This window comes from Marinomonas sp. 63XJN7_7_ISO-PGPR-S23-202 (assembly GCF_056173505.1).
Genome location: NZ_CM149677.1, coordinates 3645872 through 3670617, shown reverse-complemented (window position 1 = coordinate 3670617; position 24746 = coordinate 3645872). Strand labels below are relative to the sequence as shown.

The window sequence follows — 24746 nt, the reverse complement described above, 5'->3', positions numbered from 1 at the left end:
TACCCAAAGAAGCGTCCTTCAACATCCCTTCCCCCTGTGTCAAAATCCGGAATAATTGGTGTTCGCCATTTCTGTCTGTTTCTTCAATCCATATAGACACTCAATTTTCTGCTTTAAAACGCGCAAGGTTGGGCGATTTTTTCTATACTGTTTGCTTCGTTGTTTGTGTTAAATGACTGTTATTTCCTGAAAAAAGGGTTTGTGCATGTTCCAGCTTTACACCGGAAACCGTCTTGAAGATTTAGCGGTGCTTCTGGCGAAGATTCTCGCGCTGTCTCCCCCGGACAATCCGTTTGAGGATGAGCGTATTCTTGTGCAAAACCCTGGCATGGCCCAGTGGTTGAAGATGTTTTTAGCCGAGCAGCATAGTATCGCGGCGGGCATTGCCTTTCCTTTACCCTCTACCTTTGTTTGGCAAAGTTTTGCGCAAACTTTGTCTGATATCCCCGAGCAAAGTGAGTTTAATAAGCCTTTTTTGGTTTGGCGTTTGATGCGTTTGTTAGATCGACGCCTTGCTGAGGAGGAATTTCAGGCTCTTAGTTGGTATCTCGAAGAGGACGACAGTCAAGTACGTCGTTTTCAGTTGTGCAGTAGCATTGCGGATATTTACGACCAATATTTGGTGTATCGTCCAGATTGGATCAAATCTTGGGAAGGCGGGGAAGCGCAAGATCCGAAGCTAAAAGCCATCTTTGAGCAGCAACCTTGGCAAGCGATTTTATGGCGGGATCTGGTGGCGGATGTAGCGGAACGCGGAACGTCCTTATATCACCGTGGTAATTTGATTGAAGCCTTGGCGGAGGCGGCCAGTTCTCGCCCACGACCAGAAGAGATGCCGTCGCGTATTTTTATCTTTGGTGTGTCTTCGTTGCCGCCGAATACGTTGGAGTCGCTTCGTGTGCTCGCGTCATCCGGTTGGATCGATATTCATCTCTTTCTGCAAAACCCTTGTCGTTTTTACTGGGGCGACGTGGTGGATAAACATTACATAGGTCGGGTGATTAAGCGCCAGACCCTGAAGCCTGGGTTGAGTATCGATACATTGCATTTGGAGGCCAATCCACTGCTCGCTAGTTGGGGGCGCCTTGGCCGTGATTACATCGCGCAGTTACAAGACATCGCCGATGGTGAGGTGGAAGTCTTCGAGGATTATCAATCCTCTCAAGCGGATGAATCTGCCGAAACAAGTGGCTTATTACAATGGGTACAGCAAGATGTGTTGACCCTAGAAAACCATGGATCGAAGGAGGAGAGACAGCACGACATAACAACCGCAGATTATCGCCATATGATTGCGTCTGACGATAAGAGTGTGCGAGTTCAGGTTTGTCATAGTCCGCTGCGTGAAGTGGAAGTGCTGCATGATCAGCTATTGGATATGTTCGAAAGCGATCCGACGCTGACACCGAAAGACATTATCGTCATGTTGCCTGACGTGAATACCTATAGCCCGTTTGTGAAGGCCGTCTTTGGGAGCGAAAAAAAGAGTGGTCATAGAAAAGGGCATGCTCAGCATATTCCTTTCGCCTTGATTGACCAGGCGGGCGGCATGGAAAACCCCATTGTCGATGCCTATTTGTATCTGCTTGGCTTAGGCGAAAGCCGCTTTACACTTTCTGAATTAATCAGCGTGTTAGAAGTACCAGCGGTTCTGGCACGGTTTGAATTAGAAGCCCATGAGCTGGAGCGTATACGCCAATGGGCAACAGAAGTGGGCATTCGCTGGGGCTTGGATAAGCATACGGCAGAGCGTCATGATTTGCCTCGTCAGGAGTCGCATACGTGGCTGAATGGAGTACGGCGGATGCTACTCGGCTACGCCATGGGACACGATCATATTTGGGAAAATACCTTAAGTTATGGCGATATCGAAGGGTTAGAAGCGTCTGTTGCGGGTAAGTTGGCGGAGTTTTTAGCGGCCATCAATGAGGCGCAAAGTCGATTAATGGACTCACTCACCCCCAAAGAATGGATAGAGACCTTATATCATTTGTGCGAACGCTTCTTCTTGGTGGAAGAGGATGATGCGTTTCCTACTTTGCTCAGTAAACAATTAGATACACTGACATTGCAGTGGCAGCATGCCTATTTTACCGAGCGATTAGAGCAGCAAGTGGTCCGTCAGGTCTTGTCCCCCATGTTGCAAGAAGCACAAGGCGGACAACGCTTTTTGGCGGGGCGGGTGAATTTTTGTACCTTGATGCCCATGCGCTCTGTGCCATTTAAAGTCATTTGTGTATTAGGCTTGAACGAGGGAGATTACCCCCGCAGTGTGGCGCCTATGGGGTTCGATTTGATGGTAGGGGATTATCGCAGTGGTGACCGAAGTCGTCGTGAGGACGACAAATATCTGTTTCTTGAGGCGCTGATGTCGGCCCGTGAATGTTTTTATCTAAGTTATGTTGGGAGAAGCATTCGTGACAACAGCGAGAAAAATCCTTCTATTCTCGTGAGTGAATTATTGGAATATATGACACAAAGCTGCGTGTTTGCTGGGGATGAATTATTGCCCCCCGATGAGGCACAAACGGCCTTTTTAGAAAAACTCGTGACTGAGCATCCGTTGCAGCCGTTTAATGCTCTTTATTACCATGATGGGAGCCAGCACGCACGATTTTACAGCTTTAACGAGCAGTGGCTGCCCGCGTTGTTGCATCGTGCCCAAGAGAGTCAGCCTTTGTCCTTAGCGCCGTTGGCGGCACAGGAGCAACCTCGTCTTGAATTACCATTGGAGGAGTTATCACGTTTTATTGCCAATCCTGCTCGATATTTTACCCAAAGAAGGCTCAAGGCTTTTTTGACTCTTAAGGAAGAAAAGGAGTTTGAAGACGAGCCGTTTGCGCTAGAAGGCTATCAACTGCAATCCGAGATGTTAGAAGCGATGTTAAAAGGCGAAGAAGAGAGCTTTTTTGAGCGTTTGCCACTAACTGGCGTATTGCCTTATGGGGCGTTTGGACGCTTGTCCTTGGCTCATTATCGCCAACAGTGCCAGCAATTGGTTGATGTATTACGGGGTTACGTTTTAGAAGAAAGCATTGACCAAGAGGCCATTTCGCCACTTGAGGTGAGTGTGAAAATAGGATCGTTTGAGCTACAAGGTTGGCTGAAGTTGGCGACACCGACAACACGTTTATCTTATCGAATAGGCGATCTAACCGCGAATCAGAAAATGCAGACGTGGATCGAGCATCTGGCTTTGTGCGCACAGGGCACACCAAAACAGCATCATCTGATTAACTTATCAAAAACGGGCAAAATGACGCAATATGGCTTTATGATGCTGTCTCCCGCTGAAGCGACAGCGCACCTGAATTCGCTATTGGAACTATTGCAGCTGGGCTTGTGCGAGCCCATACCTTTGCCCGCCAAAACAGCGGATGCTTGGTGCAAAAGTTATTGTGCCCCGAAAACGGCGGAGGACGAACAAATCGCCTGGGAGCAAGCGGTGAAGCTTTATCAAGAAAGCAGCAGTGCGTTTACCAAGAGTGAAGTAGAGGATGCTTACTGGCAGCGTTATTTCCCTTCTTTGCTGGAGCAAAAAGAACGCTTTACGCATTTGTGCGAACAGGTCTGGTTGCCCATGCACCGACATTTGGAGGTGCTGGAATGAGCGATATGCCGTCTGTACAAGCGTTAGATGCGTTGGCCTTTCCTTTGTATGGCAAGCGTTTGATCGAGGCCAGCGCAGGGACGGGGAAAACCTACACCATTGCCAATTTGTATTTACGCTTGTTGGTGCCCACTGGGCTGGAAGGGGACTTGGTTAAGCCTCTGACAGTGGATCAAATTCTGGTGGTGACCTTTACCGAAGCGGCCACAGCCGAGTTAAAAGCGCGTATTCGTGGGCGGATTCGAACGGCCCGTAAGGCTCTGATGCAAAACGAGACAAACGATGGCTTTTTAAAAGACTGGATCGAGCAAATGAGCCCTACGTTGCAAGCCGATGCCATCGAAAAGCTGCTATATGCTGAAAAACAAATGGATGAGGCGGCGGTATTTACCATTCATGGTTTTTGTCAGCGTATGTTGAGCCAGAATGCTTTTGAAAGTCGCATGCTGTTTCAGCAAACCATCGAGACAGACGAGCAAGCGCCTCTTTCTATGGCGGTCAAAGATGTATGGCGCAGTGAGTTTTACCCACTGGATGATGACAAGGCGGCATTAATTAAACCCATTTGGTCATCGCCGGACGCGTTACAAAAAGATTTATCACTATTGCAGAACCAGCCTGACGCCAAACTGGTGTCCCCTGATTACGACTGGCAAGGGGCTTTAGTGGCGGCTCAAGAGGCCATCGAAATAGTACGGGGAATGTGGCGCGAACAGTCCCAAGATATTATTAATGCGCTTGAAAACAGTGGTATTAAACGGACGTTTTGGCGCAAAGACCCTTCTAAAGACATCCAGGCCATGACGCAATGGGCTCATTCATCCCGTTTTGAGTTGGATAAATGTCTAGAAAAGTTTGATACCCATGAACACGCGACGCGGTTAAGTAAAAATGGCTCATTGCCAGCCCATCCTTTTTTCAGCGATGTTGCGCGGTTGCGAGAAATCTTCCCAGAGTCTGGGCGGCTGAAAGCCGTGTTGCTTGCCCAGTTGTGGGAGAAAACCAAAGAGCGCATGCAGCAATGGAAGCGCAGTACTCAATCGCTGACGTTTACCGACTTGCTGACTTCGTTGGATGTGGCGTTAGCGCAAGATACTACGGGCAAGCTGGCCGAGCGAATTCGCCACTTGTATCCGATTGCTCTGATTGATGAGTTTCAAGATACCGACGCCGTGCAATATCGAATTTTCTCAAATGTTTATAAAGATGCTTCGCCAGAGGATAACCGACTTGGCTTGATTATGATTGGTGATCCCAAACAGGCCATTTATGCGTTTCGGGGAGCGGATATCTATACCTATTTGGCGGCCAAAAGAAGGGTCGACAATGTGTATTCTTTGGCGACCAATTACCGCTCGTCGGCGGCGATGATTCAAGCGGTGAATGCCTTGTTTTCCACGCAGGACGAGCCGTTTCGAGTAAACGGCATTCCGTTTGTGCAAGTTCAGGATCGGGGTATTAAGGGAACCTTTATTCGCCAAGGCCAATCTCAAGCGGCGTTGCAATTTTTATATCAGCCAAGCGACGAACCGGTATCCAGCGCGCAATATCGTGCCATTATGGCGGAATCTTGTGCGGCCCATTTGCATGGGTTGTTGCTTGAAGGGCAAAGACAGCAAACACGGATTGGTGACCAAGGGCTACGGCCAAAAGATGTGGCGCTTTTGGTGACGAATTTTAATCAAGCCAATGCCTTGAAAGAAGCATTGCGCCGTCGGGGCATCCCCAGTGTTTATTTAAGTGATAAAGGCTCGGTGTTTGATACCGTGGAAGCGCGGGAGCTATTGATCGTGCTAACGGCGATACTTTCCAATGGACAAGAAATGAAAATGCGCTCGGCTTTGGCGACGGGCTTGGTTCGTTGGAGTTTAGAGGCGTTGGATACCCTTAATCACGACGATGTGGTGTACGAAAAGTGGGTGCAATCTTTTCAAGCGTATTTAGAGATTTGGGATAAGCAAGGGTTACTGCCAATGTTGCGAGAGTTTATGCAAGACGTGGATCTCGCGCCGACCATGCTGGAGCAAGTGGGAGGCGAGCGACGTTTAACGGACTTTTTGCATCTGACGGAAAAACTGCAACAAAAATCCCTCGAACTGGATTCCAAAGAAGGGGTGTTGCGTTATTTACGTCTGTCGATTCAAAACCCGAACGGGGACAGCGATGAGCAGAAAATTCGCCTTGAAACTGATGCGGAGCTGGTGCGTATTGTCACCATTCATAAGAGTAAGGGCTTGGAATACCCGATTGTCTATTTACCCTTTGCATTAACGCCGTTTCAAGACAGAGGCAAGTCAGCGCTTTACCACGATGATCAACAACAATTGTGGATTTCGATTGATCCCGATGAAGAAGAAAGCGAGCGTCATAAAGCCGAGTTGTATGCGGCAGAGATTCGTTTGGCCTATGTGGCGCTTACGCGATCTAAAGAAGCGTGTTTTATTGGGGCAATGGAGGTCGGTAAGGGGGCGACGCAGAAACGAGAAGCGATTTGCGATGTGCATTTGAGCGGTGTCGGAGCCTTATTGTGTGAGGGAGAGCCGTTGGCGGCGGGGGATTTGCGATTGACCCTAGAGCGCTTATGCACGAGCTTCTCTCAAGAATCCCAAGAACATCAAGGGAGCCAAGCAGATCAAGCGCAAATGGCCCTAGTGACTTTACCAGATGACGCGCCAGAGTTGCCGCGCTTTGAAATGCTTCAAGCGGAGGTTAGTGGCCCCCATGCCCGTGAGTTTCGTGGTCGCATTGAGCGTGATTGGTGGGTGGGCAGTTATTCTTCCTTGGTGGTGGAGGCAAAAGAGCAGCACGATGAAAGCTTACCCGGTTTGGATGAAATGGCTCGCTTAAGCGATGTGTTTGAAGAGGATTTACTCATTGCCGATGAGCCAGTTGAACCTGTGCAAAACCGCTTTAGTTTTCCCCGTGGTGCCCAACCAGGGACCTTTTTACACGATACGCTAGAAGGCAAAGCCCTTCATGAGGTGATCTCCGCCCCGAGTTTTAAAGACCTGCTGAAAGTGACCCACCAAGGTTTGATGGAGGGCTATTTTCAGCGGCAAGGTTTCGGAGAGTGGCAAGCGGTGTTGATGGACTGGCTATCCGACATGGTTAACACTGAGCTAATGCCAGGCGTGAGCCTTGGCCATTTAACGCCAAAGCAGTGTCGTAAAGAGATGGAATTTTTTATGCCCGTCAGTGGTATGAATGCTTTGCAATTGGATCGGATTGCGCGACGTTATGATCGAGTTTCTCAGTCGGCACCGAGCATTCAGGATCGACCCCTAAAAGGCATGCTAAAAGGCTTTATTGACCTGTTATTCGAATGGCAGGGGCGTTACTACGTGCTGGACTATAAATCGAATCATCTTGGTGATGCCTTCACCGATTACGAGGCAGATGCCTTGGAGCATGCCATTGCCGAGCACCGTTACGACTTACAGTATCAGCTTTATACCTTGGCTTTGCATCGTTTACTAAAACAGCGTTTGCCCAATTACGATTATGACACTCACATTGGTGGGGTGGTCTATCTGTTTTTACGAGGCATGACGCTTGGCTCGAATACCGGCATTTTTACAACGCGGTTAACGCGAGAGCATGTTGACGAACTGGATGTGTTATTCAGTAAACCGGCGACAAAAGAGGAGGGGCAGCTTGGACTCTTTTAACCAGTTAGACCTATTGGTGTCATTGGATGAGACGACAAATGCTGAGCAAGATGTGCCGCAAACGCTTGGTTTGGCTCTGTGGCAAGAGCGTGGCGTCTTGCGGCCCATCGATCGTCAATGGATAGAACAGCTGGCACGACATGCGGGGGAAGATCACTATCCGTTACTGGTTGCTGGGGCTTTATGCAGTGCGTTTTTAGGGGCAGGACATATTTGTATTGATCTGGCGAAGGTTTGGAAAAAACCACCAGAAGGCATCACCGCAGGACAGCTGCAGGCTGAATTGGCGCAAAGTAACGTTCTGTCACTCGCGTCTTGGTGTCAGGTCTTATCGTCGAGCGCGTTAATCGCGACATCAACCGACGGTTCTGTGCCTGAGGGGGCCGAATGCCCCATGGTGCTCGCGGGTACTCGTTTGTACTTGTACCGTTACTTTCATTATGAACAGCAGGTATTAGCGTATTTACAACGACAGTCCAATGCGGAGCCGTTTGAGCCCGATGCCATGCTGATTGAGCAATTGTTTCCCGAGAAAAGCGCTGAGGTGAACTGGCAAAAGGTCGCCGTTGCGAACGCCGCCAGTTTGCCCTTTTCTGTGATCAGTGGTGGACCAGGGACGGGGAAAACAACTACGGTCACAAAATTATTGGCCCTGTTGGTGGCTCAGTCGGCGGCGCAAGGTAAGCCGCTACGAATTGAATTGGCCGCACCTACCGGGAAAGCCGCAGCACGCTTGACGGAGTCCATTTCTAACGCTAAAGCGGACTTGCCATTAAGCCATGAGATAAAACAGGCGATTCCTGAGCAAGCCAGTACCTTGCATCGTTTGTTAGGCAGCGATTTTGGCCGCAGTCGCTTTAAGCACCATAAAGAGAACCCTCTGCATTTGGATGTGTTGCTGGTGGACGAAGTTTCTATGGTGGATTTGCCTATGATGGCAAAGTTGATCGATGCCATGCCACCCCATGCCAGATTAATTCTACTAGGTGATAAAGATCAGTTGGCATCGGTCGAAGCGGGGAGCATTTTGGGGGATGTGTCCCTGGGAATCGAGACCGCTTATTTCCAGCCAGATTGGGCGGCGCGTTTAACGCAACTCACCGCAGAGAATGTCAGTCAATTTGCAAACCCCGCCGCACCCCCAATCAGTCGGGCATTGACCTTGTTGCGAAAAAGCTACCGATTTGATGCGAATAGCGGCATTGGCAAGTTGGCGAAGTCGATGAACTCGGGGGATGTCAAAGGAGTGTTGTCGTGCTTACAGGCCAATTATCACGATGTGCATTGGCATGTGCCAGAAGAAGGACAAACCAAGCCGAATATCGCCGCCTTAGCGAAAGGTTATGATGCCTACTGGGAGGCGGTACGACAAAAATTGGATATCGCGAGCTTGTATAAGGTGTTTTCCTCTTATCAGGTACTCACTGCCGTACGCCAAGGGGAGTTTGGTGTAGAACTGGTGAACAAACACATTGAGCAATATTTCTATCAACGAGGTCGTGTCCCGGATCCCCATGTTTGGTACCCGGGAAAAGCGGTGATGATCACGCGTAACGATGCGGGATTAGGATTGTTTAATGGGGACATTGGATTGTGTATGCCGGATGAGTCCCAGCGATTACGGGTCTGGTTTATGCAGCCGGACGGCTCCTTTACAGGGTTACTGCCGAGTCGTTTGAGTGAATTTGAAGTGGTGTTTGCCATGACGGTTCATAAATCGCAAGGGTCTGAATTTGAACGGGTTTCACTTTTATTGCCGATGACACCTTCTCCCGTTTTAACACGAGAATTAATTTACACTGGTATCACACGGGCGCGACAAGAATTTTCTTTGTGGGGCGGTGCTAACTTAGTGATGGCGGCGGCTCAGACGCGTATTGAACGAAACTCTGGACTGCCTGAAGAACTTTGGTCGCATGCTTGATATTGGAAAAAACAACTCCATTATCTGATTAATGCCCTTGGATTGAGGCAGGTATAAACGAATTTGAAATTGGGCGTTAACGTTCTTGATATAGCCTTTTTATGGTAGGGTTAGCGCAGTTTTTATTATGATTGAGTAGGAATAATGGCAAAAGAAATCGTTTTAACAGGTATTACAACTTCCGGCACTCCACACCTAGGTAACTATGTTGGTGCGATTCGACCTGCGATTGAAGCAAGCCGTCAAGAAGACAACGATGCTTACTTTTTTTTGGCTGACTATCACGCTTTGATTAAGTGTCAGGATCCCGCACGTGTTCAGCAATCTCGTCAAGAAATTGCCGCTACTTGGCTAGCATGCGGTTTGGACCCAGAGAAAGTAACGTTTTACCGTCAATCCGATGTGCCAGAAATTGCCGAATTGAATTGGCTACTCACTTGTGTCACGGCGAAAGGCTTGATGAATCGTGCCCATGCTTATAAAGGCGCGGTGGATGCGAACACGGCAGACAATCAAGATCCTGACTTTGGTATCACAATGGGATTGTTCTGCTATCCTATACTCATGGCGGCCGATATTTTGGCCTTTAATGCCAATAAAGTGCCTGTGGGGCGTGACCAAATCCAACATATTGAAATGGCTCGTGATATTGCTGGGCGTTTTAATCATTTATTTGGTGAGCATTTTGTGTTGCCTGAAGCGGTGGTGGGTGAAGAAGGATCCATACTAAAAGGTTTGGATGGCCGCAAAATGAGTAAGAGTTATAACAATACGATTCCATTGTTTGAAACAGAGAAAAAATTACAAAAAGGCATTAATAAAATCAAAACGAATTTATTAGAGCCCGGTGAGCCGAAAGATCCAAATGACTCGACGGTGTTTGATATTTACAAGGCTTTCGCGACCCCTGAACAAACAGAGCAAATGCGTAAGCATTTTGCGGAAGGAATTGCATGGGGCGAAGTGAAGAAAGAGTTGTTCAAGCTTGTGAATGATCAATTGGCTGAACCGCGTGAAAAATATTTAGAGCTGATGGCAAACCCTGCTCATGTGGAGCAGGTGTTGCAAGCAGGTGGAGAGAAGGCGCGTGTCCATGCACGCAAGCGTATCGCCGATTTGCGAAATGCCGTTGGTTTAGTGAATTTTAAATAACCGGAGAAGTTCCATGAAAACATCTGTATATGCCTTATTGATGGCATTTGTTCTGGCATTAGGCGTCGGTGGCTTTAGCGCCGACGCATATGCTAAAAAATTTGGTGGCGGGGGAAGTTTTGGTAAAAGCTTTTCCAGTTCTAAATTCAAAAGTAGTAAAAACTCAGACGGGGCTTTCAGCAGTAATAAATCAACCAGCAATAATACCCAACAAGGTAAACGAGGTGGCTTTTTAGGCGGCCTTGGTGGTGGCTTGTTAGGTGGGTTATTAATGGGTGGTTTGTTTGCGTCTATTTTTGGCGGTGCCTTTAACGGTATCTCTTTTGGCGATATCCTGTTGTTTGCCTTGATTGGCTTCTTGATTTACAAGCTTTTTATTGCACCAAAACGTCGTGCTGCACAAGAAGCGGCGGGTAACAACATGTACCGTGATAGCTATAATGGCTCACCAGGTGGTGTTCAATCTGGCCCTGGTGCCATGGGTGCAGGGTTTTCTGGTGGACCAGAGATCCAATTGCCACCAGGTTTTAATGAACAGGCGTTTGTCGCAGAAGCTAAAAATCACTACGTAGTGTTGCAAAAAGCATGGGATGATAATAACTTCAATACGATTCTTGATTACGTCAGCCCTGAAATTTACAACATGCTGGTTAAAGAAAGGGCTAAATACGGCGATAACAAACCTCGTACTGAGGTTGTGTCTTTGATGGTAGAATTGGTTCGTGGTGAAATAATCGGCCCTGTGGCTTCTATTTCCTTGAGGTTTACCGGCTGGATTAAAGAAGGCGATGAAACTTCTGATACCAATGAAATTTGGCACTTAGAAAAAAATATGTCAGACGCAAGAAGCAATTGGACGATTGTTGGTATCCAACAAGATCACTAAACAAGATAACCAATTGTTACATGAATCTGCACGAAAATCTCAGCCGATGTGTCTAAACTAGACATATCGGTTGTTTCGTTTACTACCTTAATTTAATTGTATATGGATGTGAGCCATGTCTGAATTAGCGCCTATTAAAGAGTCCGGCAAAAACATTGCAGTGGAAGGAAAAAAAGGGGAATTACTACAGTACCTTACCTTTAAGCTTATTGACGAGACCTATGGTATTAACGTCATGCAGATTAAAGAAGTACTTCGTTACAGTGAGATTGCACCGGTACCAGGCGCACCTTCCTATGTACTTGGTATTGTGAATCTACGCGGTAACGTTGTAACGGTGGTGGATACCCGTGTTCGTTTCAGTTTGCCAGAATGTACCATTACAGATGACACGCGTATTATTATCGTTGAACACGATGGTGAGCAGATTGGTCTTCTGGTGGATGCTGTTCAAGAAGTCTTTTATTTATACCAAGGGGAAATCGAGCAAAGCCCAAGTGTGGGTAACGATGAAGCCTTAATGTTTATTCAGGGTGTTTACCAAAAAGATGAAGAATTGGTAATCTTGCTGGAATTGGACCGTATGTTTGAACGCAATGATGCCCTTGGCATCGAAGCCATGTAATAACACAGCGATTAGACAGAGAGTTCACGTCATATTAGGTGACATAGATAGAAACCATGCCGACCAAGCATGGTTTTTTTATGCCCGATGTTTATAGGTAGGCGCCATAGCGGGATGACTAGAGATTGCTTCAATCTAAAATCGTTTATTCGATGCAACGAAGTTGCACGACGGTACGGCGCTGTATAGCTGTATCCGCTAACCTTTATCTAACTGACAAAACAGCTCAACACCTTACGATATCGAGCATCTAGCGAAACATATTGTTAAAAAAGAAAATGAGATGTTTGGGCTTTAGCCCGATAAAAGCTCTTTTGCTTTCCCCTTCAAGATAAGTTTTGCAGCGTTTGGCAAAAGTTACCCGCTCAGCAGAGCGGAAGAACGCTCATAAATACAAGGCGATTGAGAGACAACAAACAGAACAAACCCATCCTAGACCCCTTGAATAAGGGGATGGAACCTCGTTCATATCGATTCAATAGGGAACGACTTAACGTTCCCAATAAGCTTCTTCTAAGCTGTCTTCTCTTTCTGGTAAACCACGTGATAAGCGCGGCGCGTTTTGCGCCAAAATTTCATAGCTGACTCGGTTGGAATATTTACAAATTTGCGCAAAGGATGAATACGCTAAGAAGGGCGCGGTGTGTTTGCTGGAATTGGGCAAGGTTTCTCGATGGAAATGATTGGCTGAGATATCGTGCAATAAGGCAGATAACGCGCCGTCACCTGCGCCGTTAGTGTTACGTATTTTTTCGGGCCCTCCCATGTATGGGTCAATGTGTGAAAACACCTTAACAGGGTTCTTACAGGCTTTTAACGGCATCGGACGACTGAACTCCCAGCGATTAAAATCCGCTATGCTGCCCGATTTAATGGGGTTAGTGGTTTCGCGCTTCAAATCGCTTTCTGTGTGGCCACATAGATACAAACCTTCCGGCCCCGCCGTGAGCAAGACAATATCGACGTAATCCAGAATCGCATCAGCGGCTTTGAGCGGATCAGAAAAGCCAGTGAGAGCTTCTGCTTCTAACTCATTCATGGCAAGAACGTTCACGTACTTTTTGATGATCTCAAGCAGTTCATCGTGATGCTCGACCACCACATGCTTCGTCCCTAGGGTCAACACGGTTGGTGTATCATGGCGATGGGCGTACTCTAAGGCGGTTAACATGGCTTGCTTAATGGGTTTGCCTTCATGGCGAAGTGGGTAAGCACAGCTCACAAAAGCGGCTGCCCCTGCAATGATTTGCTCGGGAATATGGTCTACGTCTAGCTCATCCATATCGCCAGGGGCTATCGCGAAGGTGCGTTCCCCATCCGGGGTAATCAAGGTAATACCGCCACCAATGTTGCCAGATACGCCTTGCAGATGGTTCATGTCTACTTTGCTGCTGGTATGACAAATGTAGTGATAGGCTGGGGAGCCAAGTTTGATATTGGATGACATCACGCCTAATAAGACAGACTTATCATCCGCCAGAACCGAATAGTTGTGAATGGTGTTGCCAATGGTGCCGCCAGCAAAATGATCTGAAATGCACTGCTTTTCAGTTAGCTCATGGTAGATAGCCGTTGCCGTTTTTTCGTCCACAAGGTTGGATAATCCCTTATGGATATTAAATTTGTCCAGGAATTCGTCAGGAACACTGGCAATAACATCGACAATGGTTTCATCTAGCCCGACAATATAGGTATCTTTGTCGGGACGCACCTCGGAAGTAGGCAAGACGGGTTTGGTTTCAGAAACGGGAAAGTAGTGTTTGATCTTGCGTCTGCCAGGAAATTTCATTTAGGTGTCCGATGGTTAAATAAGCCCATAATTTTAGCAAAGTGTAAGGGAAAAATGAACGAATCTCAGCTTGAACGCTACAGTCGACAGCTACTATTAAGCAATTTTGATGTGGAAGGGCAGATGGCCCTTTTTGAATCGACCATTTTAGTGATTGGTCTTGGCGGGTTAGGAAATATTGCGGCCACCTATTTGGCCAGTGCTGGGGTCAAAGAATTGATATTAGCGGATGGCGATACGCTTGAGTCCAGCAATTTGCCTCGTCAGGTACTCTATGCTGATACGCAACTAGGGTTAAATAAGGCGGCGGCCGCCAAGGCTCAGTTGGCGGCGAAAAACGCTGATGTGACGCTTACCGTTTTACCCGATCGATTAGAAGGTGAACCATTACATCAAGCCATTGAGCGTGCCAATGTGGTGTTGGATTGTACGGATAATTACACTGCGAGACAGGCCATTCATCGTGCTTGTTTAGCGGCTAAAAAGCCACTGGTGAGCGCTGCGGCGATTCGCTGGGAAGGGCAGTTAGTGAGTTTTTTATACGATCAGAAAACGTTTCCCTGCTACGAGTGTTTGTATCCAGACATGTCAGACGCTCAGCTCAATTGTAGTCAAAGTGGGGTAATTGGCCCTGTGGTTGGTTCCCTTGGGGTGCTGCAAGCCTTAGATGCGTTAAAAATAGCCAGCGGATGCGGCAAAGTCGAGCATGGTTTATTGAAGGTATTTGATGGTTTTGCAGGGCACTGGCGTGAAATGCGATTGACAAAAGACCCTCAATGCCAGACATGCCAATCTTGAAAACACATAGAATGCCCCTATGTTAGTTATTAACAATTTTTGCTAATAGTTTTGTTCTATATTGGTTAGAATTCGTCACATGAAAAGATGCTGGTTCAATAACTAGCAGGATGTCCGTTTACAGGAGCAATGAAATGAGCGATGTAAAACACGCTAAGTTAATGATTTTGGGTTCCGGCCCAGCAGGCTATACGGCCGCAGTATACGCAGCACGTGCGAATTTAAACCCTGTAATGGTTACCGGTATGCAAATGGGTGGGCAACTAACCACCACAACGGAAGTCGACAATTGGCCAGGTGATGATCAAGGTGTTCAAGGCCCTGAACTAATGGAGCGTATGCGCAAACACGCAGAACGTTTTGAAACAGAAATTATTTTTGATCATGTGAATAAAGTCGATCTGAAAAACCGCCCTTTCCGTTTAGAAGGTGACAGCGGCGTTTATACATGCGATGCGCTGATCATTGCCACCGGGGCCAGTGCTCAGTATCTGGGTATGGAAAGCGAAACGAAATTTATGGGGCAAGGTGTATCGGCCTGTGCAACATGTGACGGCTTTTTCTATCGTAATCAAGACGTTGCTGTTATCGGTGGTGGTAATACCGCCGTTGAAGAAGCGCTATATTTAGCCAATATCGCGAAGACAGTGACGGTGATTCACCGTCGTGACAAGTTCCGCTCTGAGAAAATTTTGTCTGATAAATTATTGGAAAAAGCCAAGAACGGTAACGTGAAAATTGAATGGTACTCTGAACTGGATGAAGTACTAGGTGATGATGCCGGTGTCACTGGGGTTCGCATTAAGAACAACCAAACGGGCGAAAAGAAAGAGTTGAATGTTGCCGGTTTGTTTGTTGCCATTGGTCACAAACCCAATACAGACATCTTTGAAGGCCAGCTGGACATGAAAGACGGCTACATCACGGTACAAACGGGTTCTCACGGTAACGCCACTCAGACAAGCGTAGAGGGCGTTTTCGCAGCGGGCGATGTGTCTGATCATATTTACCGTCAAGCCATTACATCCGCTGGTACAGGCTGTATGGCAGCGTTAGATGCCGAACGTTTCTTAGACTCGCAAGTCTAATATAAGACTCATACATTCTGATGGGCTGATACCCTAAGGGTGTACTGAGCCCTAATGAAGCGTAAGCACTGAGCATAAAAAAACCGATCTTGAGATCGGTTTTTTTGTTTTGCGCGTTGTAAAAGCGAATTATTTAGCGTTAAACGCTTCGATGCCTTCAACAATGGCTTTTTTCGCTTCTTCGATGCCAGCCCAGCCTTCAACTTTTACCCACTTGCCTTTTTCAAGGGTTTTGTAGTTTTCGAAGAAATGTTCGATTTGGTCGCGAAGAAGTTGAGGAATGTCTTGTACGTCTTGGATATGACCGTACTCTTTGCTTAGTTTCTCGTGAGGAACGGCAACCAGTTTAGCATCCATACCCGCTTCGTCAGACATGTTTAGTACACCAACTGGACGGCAGCGAATAACAGAACCTGCTACCACTGGGTAAGGAGTGATAACCAACACGTCAACTGGGTCGCCATCATCTGACAAGGTGTTGTTGATGTAGCCATAGTTGGCTGGGTAAAACATGGGAGCCGTCATAAAGCGGTCTACCACCAAAGCGTCCATTTCGTGGTCCACTTCGTATTTTACGGGTGTGCTTTGAGCGGGAATTTCGACGATAACATTGATGTCATTTGGGGCATCTTTACCCGCAGGAATTGTATTGTAGCTCATTGTTTTATCTTCCAATGGTTGTAAAAATTGTTGTAACTATGTCCGGCATTATAAAAGCTCAGTATGTAGGATGCCAGTTATCAAATCCCCAGACTCGATAAATATTTGCCCAATATTGCAAAAAAAGCGCATTAATTGCCCTTTGATCTCTTTAAGTGATTGCTTTCTTTCTAAATTTAGCTAGTCTTACTATGTGATCAAAATATAGTCGCGGAGACGAGAATGACGAAATCTGAGCTGATAGAGTTGTTAATCGATCAGCAATCACATTTGCCAGTGAAGGATGTAGAGCAAGCCATTAAAACTATGCTTGATCATATGTCCGATTCTTTGGCGAATGGTGAGCGCATCGAGATCAGAGGTTTTGGTAGTTTTTCCTTGCACTACCGTGCGCCTCGAATAGGTCGTAACCCGAAGACTGGAGAGTCTGTTGAGTTATCTGCTAAGTACGTCCCTCACTTTAAACCGGGAAAAGAATTGCGAGAGTTGGTAAACTCTCCGGATGATGGTATTAACGAACTCAACTAAATTTACATCTTTATACCTCGAATTTTCTTAGCTATGACGGCATAATGTCGCCATTCTAATTTAGTAGGTTGCTTTATGCTTAAATGGCTGAAAAGGGTTGTATTAATCATCCTGATTGTCTTCTTCTTGGCTGTCGGTGTGTTTTTTGCCATCCGAAATCCACAGCTTATTCGTCTTGACCTTGTTTTTTGGCAAGGGCCAGAGTTGAGTGTTGCTCTTTATTCGATATTATCTTTCTCTTTTGGGGCTTTCGTTGCCTTGTTGGTAAGTTCGATTAGTTATTTACGTTCAGAGCGTCAGGTTCGTTTGCTGAACAAGCGCCTTGATAAGGCAACTAAGGAATTGGATCAATTACGCAAAGCGTCCATTACCCAAGAATTGTCTTCAGGGAAGGAGTAGCGGCGTTGACCGAAGTTGGGTTATTTATTGTTCTATTTGTCGCGCTTTTTATCGGCTGGGCAATGGGGCGAAAGAATCCGGCGAAAAAGCCAAAACGTGAAAAGAAAAACGTACCACCTGATTATTTCCGAGGTTTAAATCACCTTTTAAATGACCAACAGTCCGAAGCCATCGATGCGTTTGTTGAGTCGTTAGAAATTAATTCTGATACGTTTGATATTCATTTAACGTTGGGCAGCTTGTTTCGCAAAAAAGGCGAGATACAAAAAGCCATTAACGTTCACCAAAGCTTGTTAGCGCGTCCTGAAATATCGTCTCGAGAAATGCGTATGGTGCAATTAGAGCTCGCCAGTGACTTTATGTCGGCGGGTTTATTGGATCGTGCCAGTCGGTTGTTGCTCAACATGGCAACGGCGTCTCGTAAAAGTGAGTTTCATCCCAAAATTTTAACCCTGCTGGTGGATCTATACGAATTCGAGCAAAGTTGGGACAAGGCCATTCAAATTGGCACTGAACTGGTCAAAGACTCGCCGAATAAAAAAGAAATCAAACGCTTGGCGCACTTTCATTGTGAGATGGCGCAAACGCTGTTTAAAAAAGATCAGCCAAAAGAGGCCTATCAACATTATAAACAAGCCTTGGGAGTCGATCCCAGTTGTGTTCGAGCAAGCATTGGAGCCGCAGATGTACTGAGCAGCCAGCGTCGTTACCGAGATGCCATTAAAGAGCTAAAGCAAGTGGCTGAACAGGATGTGGAATATATATCCGTCGTAATCCCTAAGCTAAAAGATTGTTATCAACGGGTGTGGGGCAGTAGTGGTTTTGTGAAGTTTCTACAAGAGCAAAACCAGAAAAAGCCTTCCGCGGCGCTTATCTTGGCATTGGCTGAACATTACATGGTAGACGACAAAGAATATGCCGAAATGTTTATGGTTGAGCAAATGCGCTCTCATCCCACGGTGAAAGGCTTTAAAGCGCTTATCAGCTTGCAAATGGATTTATCTCGTGGGCAGAATCAACAGCACCTTGAAGTATTGTATGAGCTGATTGATCAACTTGCTAACTCCAAACCTCAATACCAATGTCGTCAGTGCGGTTTTTCCGGTTATCAGTTGCATTGGCAATGTCCTAGTTGTAAAAACTGGGGGACGGTGAAACCCATACACGGTTTGGAAGGCGAATGATGTTACTGAAAACTGTCGACCGCATTGTTAGTGACCAATCAATTAACAGACATTGAACGAATAATAGTTGTAAAAAAGAGGACGATAAATGAACTGCCAATCCCCAATAGTGGTTGCCCTAGACTACCCAACCATGGCGCAATCTCTTGAGATGGCGAAACGCCTCGACCCAAGTCAATGTCGAGTGAAAGTGGGTAAGGAACTGTTTACCACAGCAGGTCCTGCCATTTTAGACGAACTCCATACACTGGGTTTTGAGATTTTTTTAGATCTTAAATTTCATGATATTCCAAATACCGTGGCCAATGCCGTGTGTGTGGCGGCCAAAGCGGGAGTTTGGATGGTCAACGTCCATGCTTCTGGTGGCCGTCGTATGATGGAAACCTCCGCCAATGCTTTACAAAAACTGGATCATAAAACCTTGCTGATTGCAGTGACCGTCCTGACTAGTATGGATCAGTCTGATTTAATCGAAGTGGGGATTGATCTAACGCCTGAGGAACATGTGAAACGTCTTGCAAGGCTGGCTCAGTCGTCCGGTATGGATGGTGTGGTTTGCTCAGCGCAGGAGTCTTCTATCTTATCATCAGAGCTTGGTAAGGACTTTGTGTTAGTGACACCAGGCATTCGTCCCGCGGGTTCCGAGCAGTTAGACCAAAAGCGCATTATGACCCCCACGCAAGCCATGGCAGCGGGAAGTCATTATTTAGTAATGGGACGACCTATCACTCAAGCGGCGGATCCGATTGCAGTATTAACACAAGTCAACCGTGAGCTTGGTGTTTGTTAATATAGACTATGAACAATACATAACGCCTGTCTTGTCATCTTAGTGGTAAGACGGGTGTTGTAGAAAAGGGGTGGCACATTGCCCCTTGAATTGATCAAAAAAAGCTTTTACCCTAAAAACGATCCTGACGTATTCATAATACTCAGGGTCGTTTTTTTATTGGCTGGATGCCGAATATTAACCAAAAAAAGGATGTTATTATGACCACGTTGTCTTTTTTGCGCACGTTACTTTTCCGTTCTCTTCTTCTACTCGCTTTGTCTCCAATGGCTTTGTTTGCCGCAACCCCTTTGAATATTAATGTGGCAACGGCCGATCAATTGGCAGCCGTTATGTCCGGTGTGGGTGAGAAAAAAGCACAGGCGATTATTGATTATCGTAAAGAACACGGTGCGTTTAAATCGGTTGATCAGCTTGTGAAGGTAAAAGGTATTGGTGAGGTATTGCTAGAGCGCAATAAAGCATTGCTGCAAGTGGCGAGCCCTGCTAATGCGAAAAGTGCGTCCTCTAAGCAGTAACCCATGATATCTAGTCGATCATTCTAGTATATCGACATCGCTAAAAAACAAGCCCAGCACGGTTTTAAAATAACCGGATGGGCTTATTTTTTATTATCGGCTAGGGTAATTGAAGTCTGGGGTTTTATTTATCCCCTTGTTCATCTCCACAGCACTTTTCCAACTTTTGTATGGCTTGGTGTTGTGTTAAAAATACCTCGCCGGTGAGGGTGTTGAGCAGCTGAGAGCCTTTTAATTTGTCCATCACCGGGCCTTTTACTTCCGATAGATGCAGCTTCACTCCTGAGTCAGATAAGCGGATGACGATTTTCTCTAAGCTTTGCATCGCACTGGCATCGATCATGTTCACAGCGTTACACATTAAGATTAAGTGTTTAACGTCGGTATTTTGGGAAACGATGGTTTGTAGTCGGTCTTCTAATACGCGAGCGTTAGCAAAAAATAGATTCTCGTCGATGCGAATAGTGAGAATATGAGGGTGCTTTTCGACCGCAAAACGCTGCTCATTACGGAAGTGCTCTGTTCCCGGCACTCGGCCGACAATGGCAATATGAGGATGGCTTGTGTGCCAAAGAAAGAACAAGAGTGATAACACCACACCCGCAATTAAGCCCGTTTCCATACCACCAAACAGCACAACGAAAAACGTCACCAATAAAAGAATGGCTTCTTTTTTAGAAAATCGCCAAAGGTGTTTTGCATCCTCTAAGCTAATCAGCTTTAACATCGAGATGGAGATGATGGCGGACAAAATCGCCGTCGGTAAGTAATAAAACAGCGGTGTTAAGAAGAGTAAGGTTAGCAGAATCAATAACGCTGAAATAATCCCTGTCATCGGGCTTTTTGCCCCAGATTCCGCATTCAATACCGTGCGTGAAAAACCGCCTGTAACGGGAAAAGCACCGCACAAGGCCGAGCCAATATTCGCCATTCCAAGTCCCATTAACTCTTGATTCGGATCGATGTCTTGACGGTATTTCGCGGCGTAGGTTTGGGCGACTGATACTGAGCCGACAAAGCCGACAATACTAATCAAAAACGCGCTGGGGAGCAGCTCTTTAAGTACGCCGAGATTCACCGCACTGATCTTGAGAGTGGGAATAGAGCTTGGTACCGCACCAATAATGCTAACGCCTAATCGATCTAAAGAAAAAACACCAACGGCAATCGTTGTGCAAGCCACTACCAATATGGCCCCTGATTTGCCAAAAAGCTGGACCGTTTTGGGAGAACAACCAAGGGTATTCAACAAGGAAGGGAAATACCGCTTCATCAGCACCAGAGCCGTCATAGATGCAATACTTAGCACGAGCGTAGGAATATTTGTGTTATGAATATGCTTGGCTAGGCTGCTCACTAGCGGAATGAGAGTATCGCCATAGGCATGAATGCCGAGGAGGTGCTTTACTTGCCCTAGAATGATTAACAGCGCAGAGGCACTAATAAAACCAGAGATCACAGGATGGCTCAGTAGATTGGTTAAAAAGCCTAGGCGCAAAACGCTCAATATCAATAACATCGTGCCTGATAGCAACGCCAGTAAAATGGCTATCGTGGCGTATTGACCTGTTCCCACGGTTGCAAAAGGCAATACGGCGGATGCCGTCATGACCGAGGTGATGGCAACGGGCCCAACCGCTAAGATGCGACTCGTGCCAAAAAGGGAATACAAAATAGAGGGCAAGATGCTGGCATACAATCCGGTGATCGCTGGTAGACCAGCTAGCATGGCGTAAGCCAAGCTTTGTGGAATGACCATGATAGTAAAGACGATACTGGCGATCGTATCAGCCTGCATATCCGCCGCTTTATAAGTCTTTAACCATTGCCAAGCGGGAAGTAATCGAACAAGCGTATTATTTTTCACAAAAATATCCTTTATGGCAACGAGTGCTCTTTTTTCACACTGCCTTTTTCATAAGTATTCCCACTACTTTTGGGTGATGTCTTTAGGCAGATTGATTGGGATTTTTAAATAACCTATACCATTGCTTTCTTGGGGAGGCATATTACCCGCACGCATATTGACTTGCACACTCGGCCAGATCAGTTTGGGCATATTGAGAGTGGCATCTTTTTGTTGGCGCATCGAGCAAAACTCTTCTTCGGTAATCCCTGAATGGATATGCAGATTATGATTTTTTTGTTCAGCGACGCTGGTTTCCCAAACATACTCATGGCGGTTAGGGGCTTTATAGTCATGGCATAAAAAGAGTCGTGTTGTATCAGGAAGGCTGAAAATCTTTTGAATAGACTGATACAAAACACGAGCATCGCCACCTGGAAAATCACATCGTGCTGTGCCGTAATCGGGCATAAAGAGTGTATCGCCAATAAAGGCAGCATCGCCAATTAAATAGCTCACACAAGCCGGTGTGTGACCAGGCGTGTGTAGTACACGAATAGAATCTTGACCAAATGGAAGCATGCTGGACTCGTTAACGAGAAGGTCAAACTGAGAGCCATCATGGGCAAAGCTATCATCGGTATTTAATAGCTTAGAGAAAGTGTTCTGCACTTGGGATATGTGCTCGCCAATAACCGTTTTACCCCCCAGTTGTTCTTTTAAATAAGAGGCGGCAGAAAAGTGATCCGCATGGACATGGGTTTCTAAAATGTATGCTAGCGTAAGGTTTTTGCCTTTTATGAACGCAATGATTTTATCCGCATTGAGTGTGCTGGTATGGCCTGATGCTGGGTCAAAATCCAAGACGGAATCGATGATGACGCAGGTTTGCTGATGACGGTCTTCAACGACATAAGAAGCGGTAAAAGTGGTCTCATCAAAAAAAGCCGTAATGGTATGAGTGGAAGAGGGCATGCCTGTTTGCCTTTTTAAATATAAAGTTATTCTATAATGTTATATAAGGATTGATAGTTAGTAAAGAGGCCGTTTGTTTGAGTGTTGCCGTTGAAATAAGTCGTTGGAATAAATGGCACGATTTCTCGGACGACAAGGGGAAAATTTGTTAATCTAATGAGTCGTTCCCATCACGAAGGAAGTAAGGTTGTGTCGCAAGAATTTGAAGTCGTTTCCTCTTATGCCCCCGCTGGTGATCAGCCAAAAGCCATTGAAAAATTAGTACAGGGAGTTGAGGCTGGCCTTGCCCACCAAACATTGTTGGGGGTGACAGGATCGGGTAAAACTTACACCGTTGCCAATGTGATTTCGCAAGTCAAGCGACCAACCATTGTCATGGCACACAACAAAACCTTAGCGGCGCAACTGTATGGCGAATTTAAAGAGTTCTTCCCGAATAATGCCGTCGAGTACTTTGTTTCTTATTATGACTATTATCAGCCAGAAGCCTATGTGGCTGCGTCTGATACCTTTATTGAGAAAGACGCCTCAGTCAACGAGCACATCGAACAGATGCGCTTATCGGCCACCAAAGCCCTATTAGAACGGGAAGACGTTATCATTGTGGCAACCGTCTCAGCGATATACGGTTTGGGGGACCCACAATCTTATTTAAAAATGATGCTGCACCTTGATCGTGGTGATCGTATCGACCAACGGGCTGTACTACGCCGTTTGGCAGAATTGCAATATAGTCGCAACGATATGGTGTTTGAGCGCGGTAACTTTCGTGTGCGAGGTGATGTGATCGATGTGTTTCCAGCCGACTCCGAAGACACCGCCATACGCATCGAATTATTTGATGACGAAGTGGATAACTTATCTATGTTTGATCCACTCACGAACAAAACGATTCGCAAAGTACCACGGGTGACAATTTACCCGAAAACCCACTATGTGACACCGCGCGAAACAGTAGAAAGTGCCATTGCACGCATTAAAGTAGAGCTCGACCAACGATTGGAACAACTTAAGTCCATGAACAAACTGGTCGAATTACAGCGCTTAGAGCAGCGCACTCGATACGACTTGGAGATGATGCAAGAGCTAGGCTACTGTTCTGGCATTGAGAACTACTCACGCTATTTATCTGGCCGAGAAGAAGGCTCGCCACCACCAACCTTATTCGATTACCTCCCTGCGAATGCGTTATTGGTCATTGATGAATCCCATGTGACCGTACCGCAGATCGGCGCCATGTATAAAGGTGACCGATCACGGAAAGAAAACTTAGTGGAATATGGATTCCGCTTGCCCTCAGCTCTCGATAATCGCCCCATGCGTTTTGAAGAGTGGGAACAAATTAAACCACAAACGATCTTTGTCTCCGCCACACCTGGTAAATACGAAGAGGAGCATCAGGATTGGGTCGTTGAACAAATTGTTCGCCCAACCGGTTTGATTGACCCGATTTTAGAAGTGCGTCCTGTGGCCACACAAGTGGATGATTTGCTCTCGGAAATCAACAAGCGTGCCCCCATTGGCGAGCGCGTGTTAGTCACCACCTTGACCAAACGCATGGCCGAGGATTTAACCGATTACCTCAACGACCATGGTGTACGCGTTCGCTATTTGCATTCGGATATCGATACCGTAGAGCGTGTTGAAATCATTCGAGATCTACGTCTAGGAGAATTCGATGTATTGGTGGGGATCAACCTATTGCGAGAAGGGCTTGATATTCCAGAGGTCAGTCTGGTTGCCATTTTGGATGCCGATAAAGAAGGTTTTCTGCGCTCAGAACGCTCCTTAATTCAGACCATTGGTCGAGCCGCCCGTAACGTGAAAGGGATGGCGATTTTGTATGCGGATCGTATTACCGGTTCCATGGAACGTGCTATCAGCGAAACCAACCGCCGTCGAGCCACCCAAGAAGCCTTTAATACAGAACATGGCATTGTACCAAAAGGGATTACCAAGTCCGTAGAAGATATTCTCGAAGGCGCTTACAACCCCGGTGCAGGGAAAGGCCGTGGTAAACAAACCAAGAAAGTGGCAGAAACCGCTAAAGATTATCAAGTTGAAAGCATGGAAGATGTGGCGCAAGTTCGTAAAGCCATAGTACAACTGCAAAAAGAAATGATCGTCGCCTCAGAAGAGCTTAAATTTGAATTGGCGGCGGGTTATCGCGATCAAATCCGTCAACTACAGAAAAAGCTGAAAGACGTGGGTGAAGGCTAAAGCTAAGGCTAAGGGAGAACCTGCTTGTCGCCTCTATTTATCTGAGTAAAATAGCATCAATCTGATGGCGCAAATAACAGTAACAA

18 protein-coding genes are annotated in these 24746 nt (G+C 46.5%); 14 read left to right on the top strand and 4 right to left on the bottom strand.

Going from position 1 to position 24746, the window contains the following annotated elements; genetic code table 11:
* The first annotated feature begins 205 nt into the window (after nucleotides 1–205).
* The 6 genes from recC to AC0VYG_RS16915 all read left to right on the top strand — a co-directional run bounded on the left by recC (nucleotide 206) and on the right by AC0VYG_RS16915 (nucleotide 11865).
* Nucleotides 206–3610, top strand: coding sequence for an exodeoxyribonuclease V subunit gamma (gene recC / locus AC0VYG_RS16940; protein ID WP_475429102.1), 3405 nt, complete (start codon nucleotides 206–208; stop codon nucleotides 3608–3610).
* Nucleotides 3607–7278, top strand: coding sequence for an exodeoxyribonuclease V subunit beta (gene recB / locus AC0VYG_RS16935; protein ID WP_475429101.1), 3672 nt, complete (start codon nucleotides 3607–3609; stop codon nucleotides 7276–7278). Before recC ends, recB begins: the two co-directional genes overlap by 4 nt.
* On the top strand, nucleotides 7265–9202 hold the full coding sequence (gene recD, locus AC0VYG_RS16930) for an exodeoxyribonuclease V subunit alpha (RefSeq protein ID WP_475429100.1): 1938 nt from the start codon (nucleotides 7265–7267) through the stop codon (nucleotides 9200–9202). Before recB ends, recD begins: the two co-directional genes overlap by 14 nt.
* Before the next feature lie 144 nt (nucleotides 9203–9346).
* Entirely contained in the window at nucleotides 9347–10354 is a 1008-nt protein-coding gene (locus AC0VYG_RS16925; protein ID WP_475429099.1) for a tryptophan--tRNA ligase, read from the top strand.
* Between the two features lie 13 nt (nucleotides 10355–10367).
* Complete coding sequence (locus AC0VYG_RS16920) at nucleotides 10368–11240, top strand: Tim44 domain-containing protein (RefSeq protein ID WP_475429098.1); 873 nt, start codon at nucleotides 10368–10370, stop codon at nucleotides 11238–11240.
* 115 nt (nucleotides 11241–11355) lie between these two features.
* A complete protein-coding gene (locus tag AC0VYG_RS16915) occupies nucleotides 11356–11865 on the top strand; it encodes a chemotaxis protein CheW (protein WP_067014012.1) in 510 nt (169 codons plus the stop codon).
* 490 nt (nucleotides 11866–12355) lie between these two features.
* On the opposite strand, the gene AC0VYG_RS16910 is transcribed toward AC0VYG_RS16915, so the two are convergent.
* The gene (locus AC0VYG_RS16910; RefSeq protein WP_475429097.1) at nucleotides 12356–13654 is read right to left on the bottom strand and encodes an inosine/guanosine kinase; all 1299 of its coding nucleotides are present in this window, start codon (nucleotides 13652–13654) and stop codon (nucleotides 12356–12358) included.
* Nucleotides 13655–13708: 54 nt separating this feature from the next.
* Between AC0VYG_RS16910 and AC0VYG_RS16905 the strand changes: the two genes are divergently transcribed.
* Nucleotides 13709–14452: a HesA/MoeB/ThiF family protein gene (locus AC0VYG_RS16905; RefSeq protein WP_475429096.1), complete on the top strand. Its 744-nt coding sequence runs from the start codon at nucleotides 13709–13711 to the stop codon at nucleotides 14450–14452.
* A 134-nt stretch (nucleotides 14453–14586) separates the two neighbouring features.
* Nucleotides 14587–15540 (top strand): thioredoxin-disulfide reductase, encoded by a 954-nt coding sequence (trxB, locus tag AC0VYG_RS16900; protein WP_475429095.1) that lies wholly within the window; start codon nucleotides 14587–14589, stop codon nucleotides 15538–15540.
* Between the two features lie 129 nt (nucleotides 15541–15669).
* On the opposite strand, the gene ppa is transcribed toward trxB, so the two are convergent.
* A complete protein-coding gene (gene ppa / locus AC0VYG_RS16895; RefSeq protein ID WP_475429094.1) occupies nucleotides 15670–16200 on the bottom strand; it encodes an inorganic diphosphatase in 531 nt (176 codons plus the stop codon).
* Nucleotides 16201–16404: 204 nt separating this feature from the next.
* Here ppa and ihfB point away from each other — a divergent pair, with 204 nt between their 5' ends.
* The 5 genes from ihfB to AC0VYG_RS16870 all read left to right on the top strand — a co-directional run bounded on the left by ihfB (nucleotide 16405) and on the right by AC0VYG_RS16870 (nucleotide 19619).
* On the top strand, nucleotides 16405–16728 hold the full coding sequence (ihfB, locus tag AC0VYG_RS16890; RefSeq protein WP_475432555.1) for an integration host factor subunit beta: 324 nt from the start codon (nucleotides 16405–16407) through the stop codon (nucleotides 16726–16728).
* Between the two features lie 75 nt (nucleotides 16729–16803).
* Nucleotides 16804–17127: a LapA family protein gene (locus tag AC0VYG_RS16885; protein WP_475429093.1), complete on the top strand. Its 324-nt coding sequence runs from the start codon at nucleotides 16804–16806 to the stop codon at nucleotides 17125–17127.
* 5 nt (nucleotides 17128–17132) lie between these two features.
* Nucleotides 17133–18311, top strand: a complete 1179-nt coding sequence (gene lapB / locus AC0VYG_RS16880) for a lipopolysaccharide assembly protein LapB (protein WP_475429092.1) — start codon at nucleotides 17133–17135, stop codon at nucleotides 18309–18311.
* An 88-nt stretch (nucleotides 18312–18399) separates the two neighbouring features.
* The gene (gene pyrF / locus AC0VYG_RS16875) at nucleotides 18400–19101 is read left to right on the top strand and encodes an orotidine-5'-phosphate decarboxylase (protein ID WP_475429091.1); all 702 of its coding nucleotides are present in this window, start codon (nucleotides 18400–18402) and stop codon (nucleotides 19099–19101) included.
* A gap of 200 nt (nucleotides 19102–19301) precedes the next feature.
* Entirely contained in the window at nucleotides 19302–19619 is a 318-nt protein-coding gene (locus AC0VYG_RS16870) for a ComEA family DNA-binding protein (RefSeq protein WP_475429090.1), read from the top strand.
* A 124-nt stretch (nucleotides 19620–19743) separates the two neighbouring features.
* Here AC0VYG_RS16870 and AC0VYG_RS16865 read toward each other — a convergent pair whose 3' ends face one another.
* Nucleotides 19744–21486: a SulP family inorganic anion transporter gene (locus AC0VYG_RS16865; RefSeq protein ID WP_475429089.1), complete on the bottom strand. Its 1743-nt coding sequence runs from the start codon at nucleotides 21484–21486 to the stop codon at nucleotides 19744–19746.
* Nucleotides 21487–21549: 63 nt separating this feature from the next.
* Nucleotides 21550–22440 (bottom strand): MBL fold metallo-hydrolase, encoded by an 891-nt coding sequence (locus tag AC0VYG_RS16860; protein ID WP_475429088.1) that lies wholly within the window; start codon nucleotides 22438–22440, stop codon nucleotides 21550–21552.
* Nucleotides 22441–22629: 189 nt separating this feature from the next.
* Between AC0VYG_RS16860 and uvrB the strand changes: the two genes are divergently transcribed.
* Nucleotides 22630–24660 carry an excinuclease ABC subunit UvrB gene (uvrB, locus tag AC0VYG_RS16855; RefSeq protein ID WP_139063111.1) on the top strand — a complete coding sequence of 677 codons (2031 nt, stop codon included), beginning with the start codon at nucleotides 22630–22632 and terminating at the stop codon, nucleotides 24658–24660.
* Nucleotides 24661–24746 lie beyond the last annotated feature (86 nt).

Bases quoted from the DNA above. Each gene is read 5' to 3' on its own strand.
- recC (WP_475429102.1), top strand. From the start codon at position 206: ATGTTCCAGCTTTACACCGGAAACCGTCTTGAAGATTTAGCGGTGCTT.
- recB (WP_475429101.1), top strand. From the start codon at position 3,607: ATGAGCGATATGCCGTCTGTACAAGCGTTAGATGCGTTGGCCTTTCCT.
- AC0VYG_RS16925 (WP_475429099.1), top strand. From the start codon at position 9,347: ATGGCAAAAGAAATCGTTTTAACAGGTATTACAACTTCCGGCACTCCA.
- AC0VYG_RS16920 (WP_475429098.1), top strand. From the start codon at position 10,368: ATGAAAACATCTGTATATGCCTTATTGATGGCATTTGTTCTGGCATTA.
- AC0VYG_RS16915 (WP_067014012.1), top strand. From the start codon at position 11,356: ATGTCTGAATTAGCGCCTATTAAAGAGTCCGGCAAAAACATTGCAGTG.
- AC0VYG_RS16910 (WP_475429097.1), bottom strand. From the start codon at position 13,654: ATGAAATTTCCTGGCAGACGCAAGATCAAACACTACTTTCCCGTTTCT.
- AC0VYG_RS16905 (WP_475429096.1), top strand. From the start codon at position 13,709: ATGAACGAATCTCAGCTTGAACGCTACAGTCGACAGCTACTATTAAGC.
- trxB (WP_475429095.1), top strand. From the start codon at position 14,587: ATGAGCGATGTAAAACACGCTAAGTTAATGATTTTGGGTTCCGGCCCA.
- ppa (WP_475429094.1), bottom strand. From the start codon at position 16,200: ATGAGCTACAATACAATTCCTGCGGGTAAAGATGCCCCAAATGACATC.
- AC0VYG_RS16885 (WP_475429093.1), top strand. From the start codon at position 16,804: ATGCTTAAATGGCTGAAAAGGGTTGTATTAATCATCCTGATTGTCTTC.
- pyrF (WP_475429091.1), top strand. From the start codon at position 18,400: ATGAACTGCCAATCCCCAATAGTGGTTGCCCTAGACTACCCAACCATG.
- AC0VYG_RS16870 (WP_475429090.1), top strand. From the start codon at position 19,302: ATGACCACGTTGTCTTTTTTGCGCACGTTACTTTTCCGTTCTCTTCTT.
- AC0VYG_RS16860 (WP_475429088.1), bottom strand. From the start codon at position 22,440: ATGCCCTCTTCCACTCATACCATTACGGCTTTTTTTGATGAGACCACT.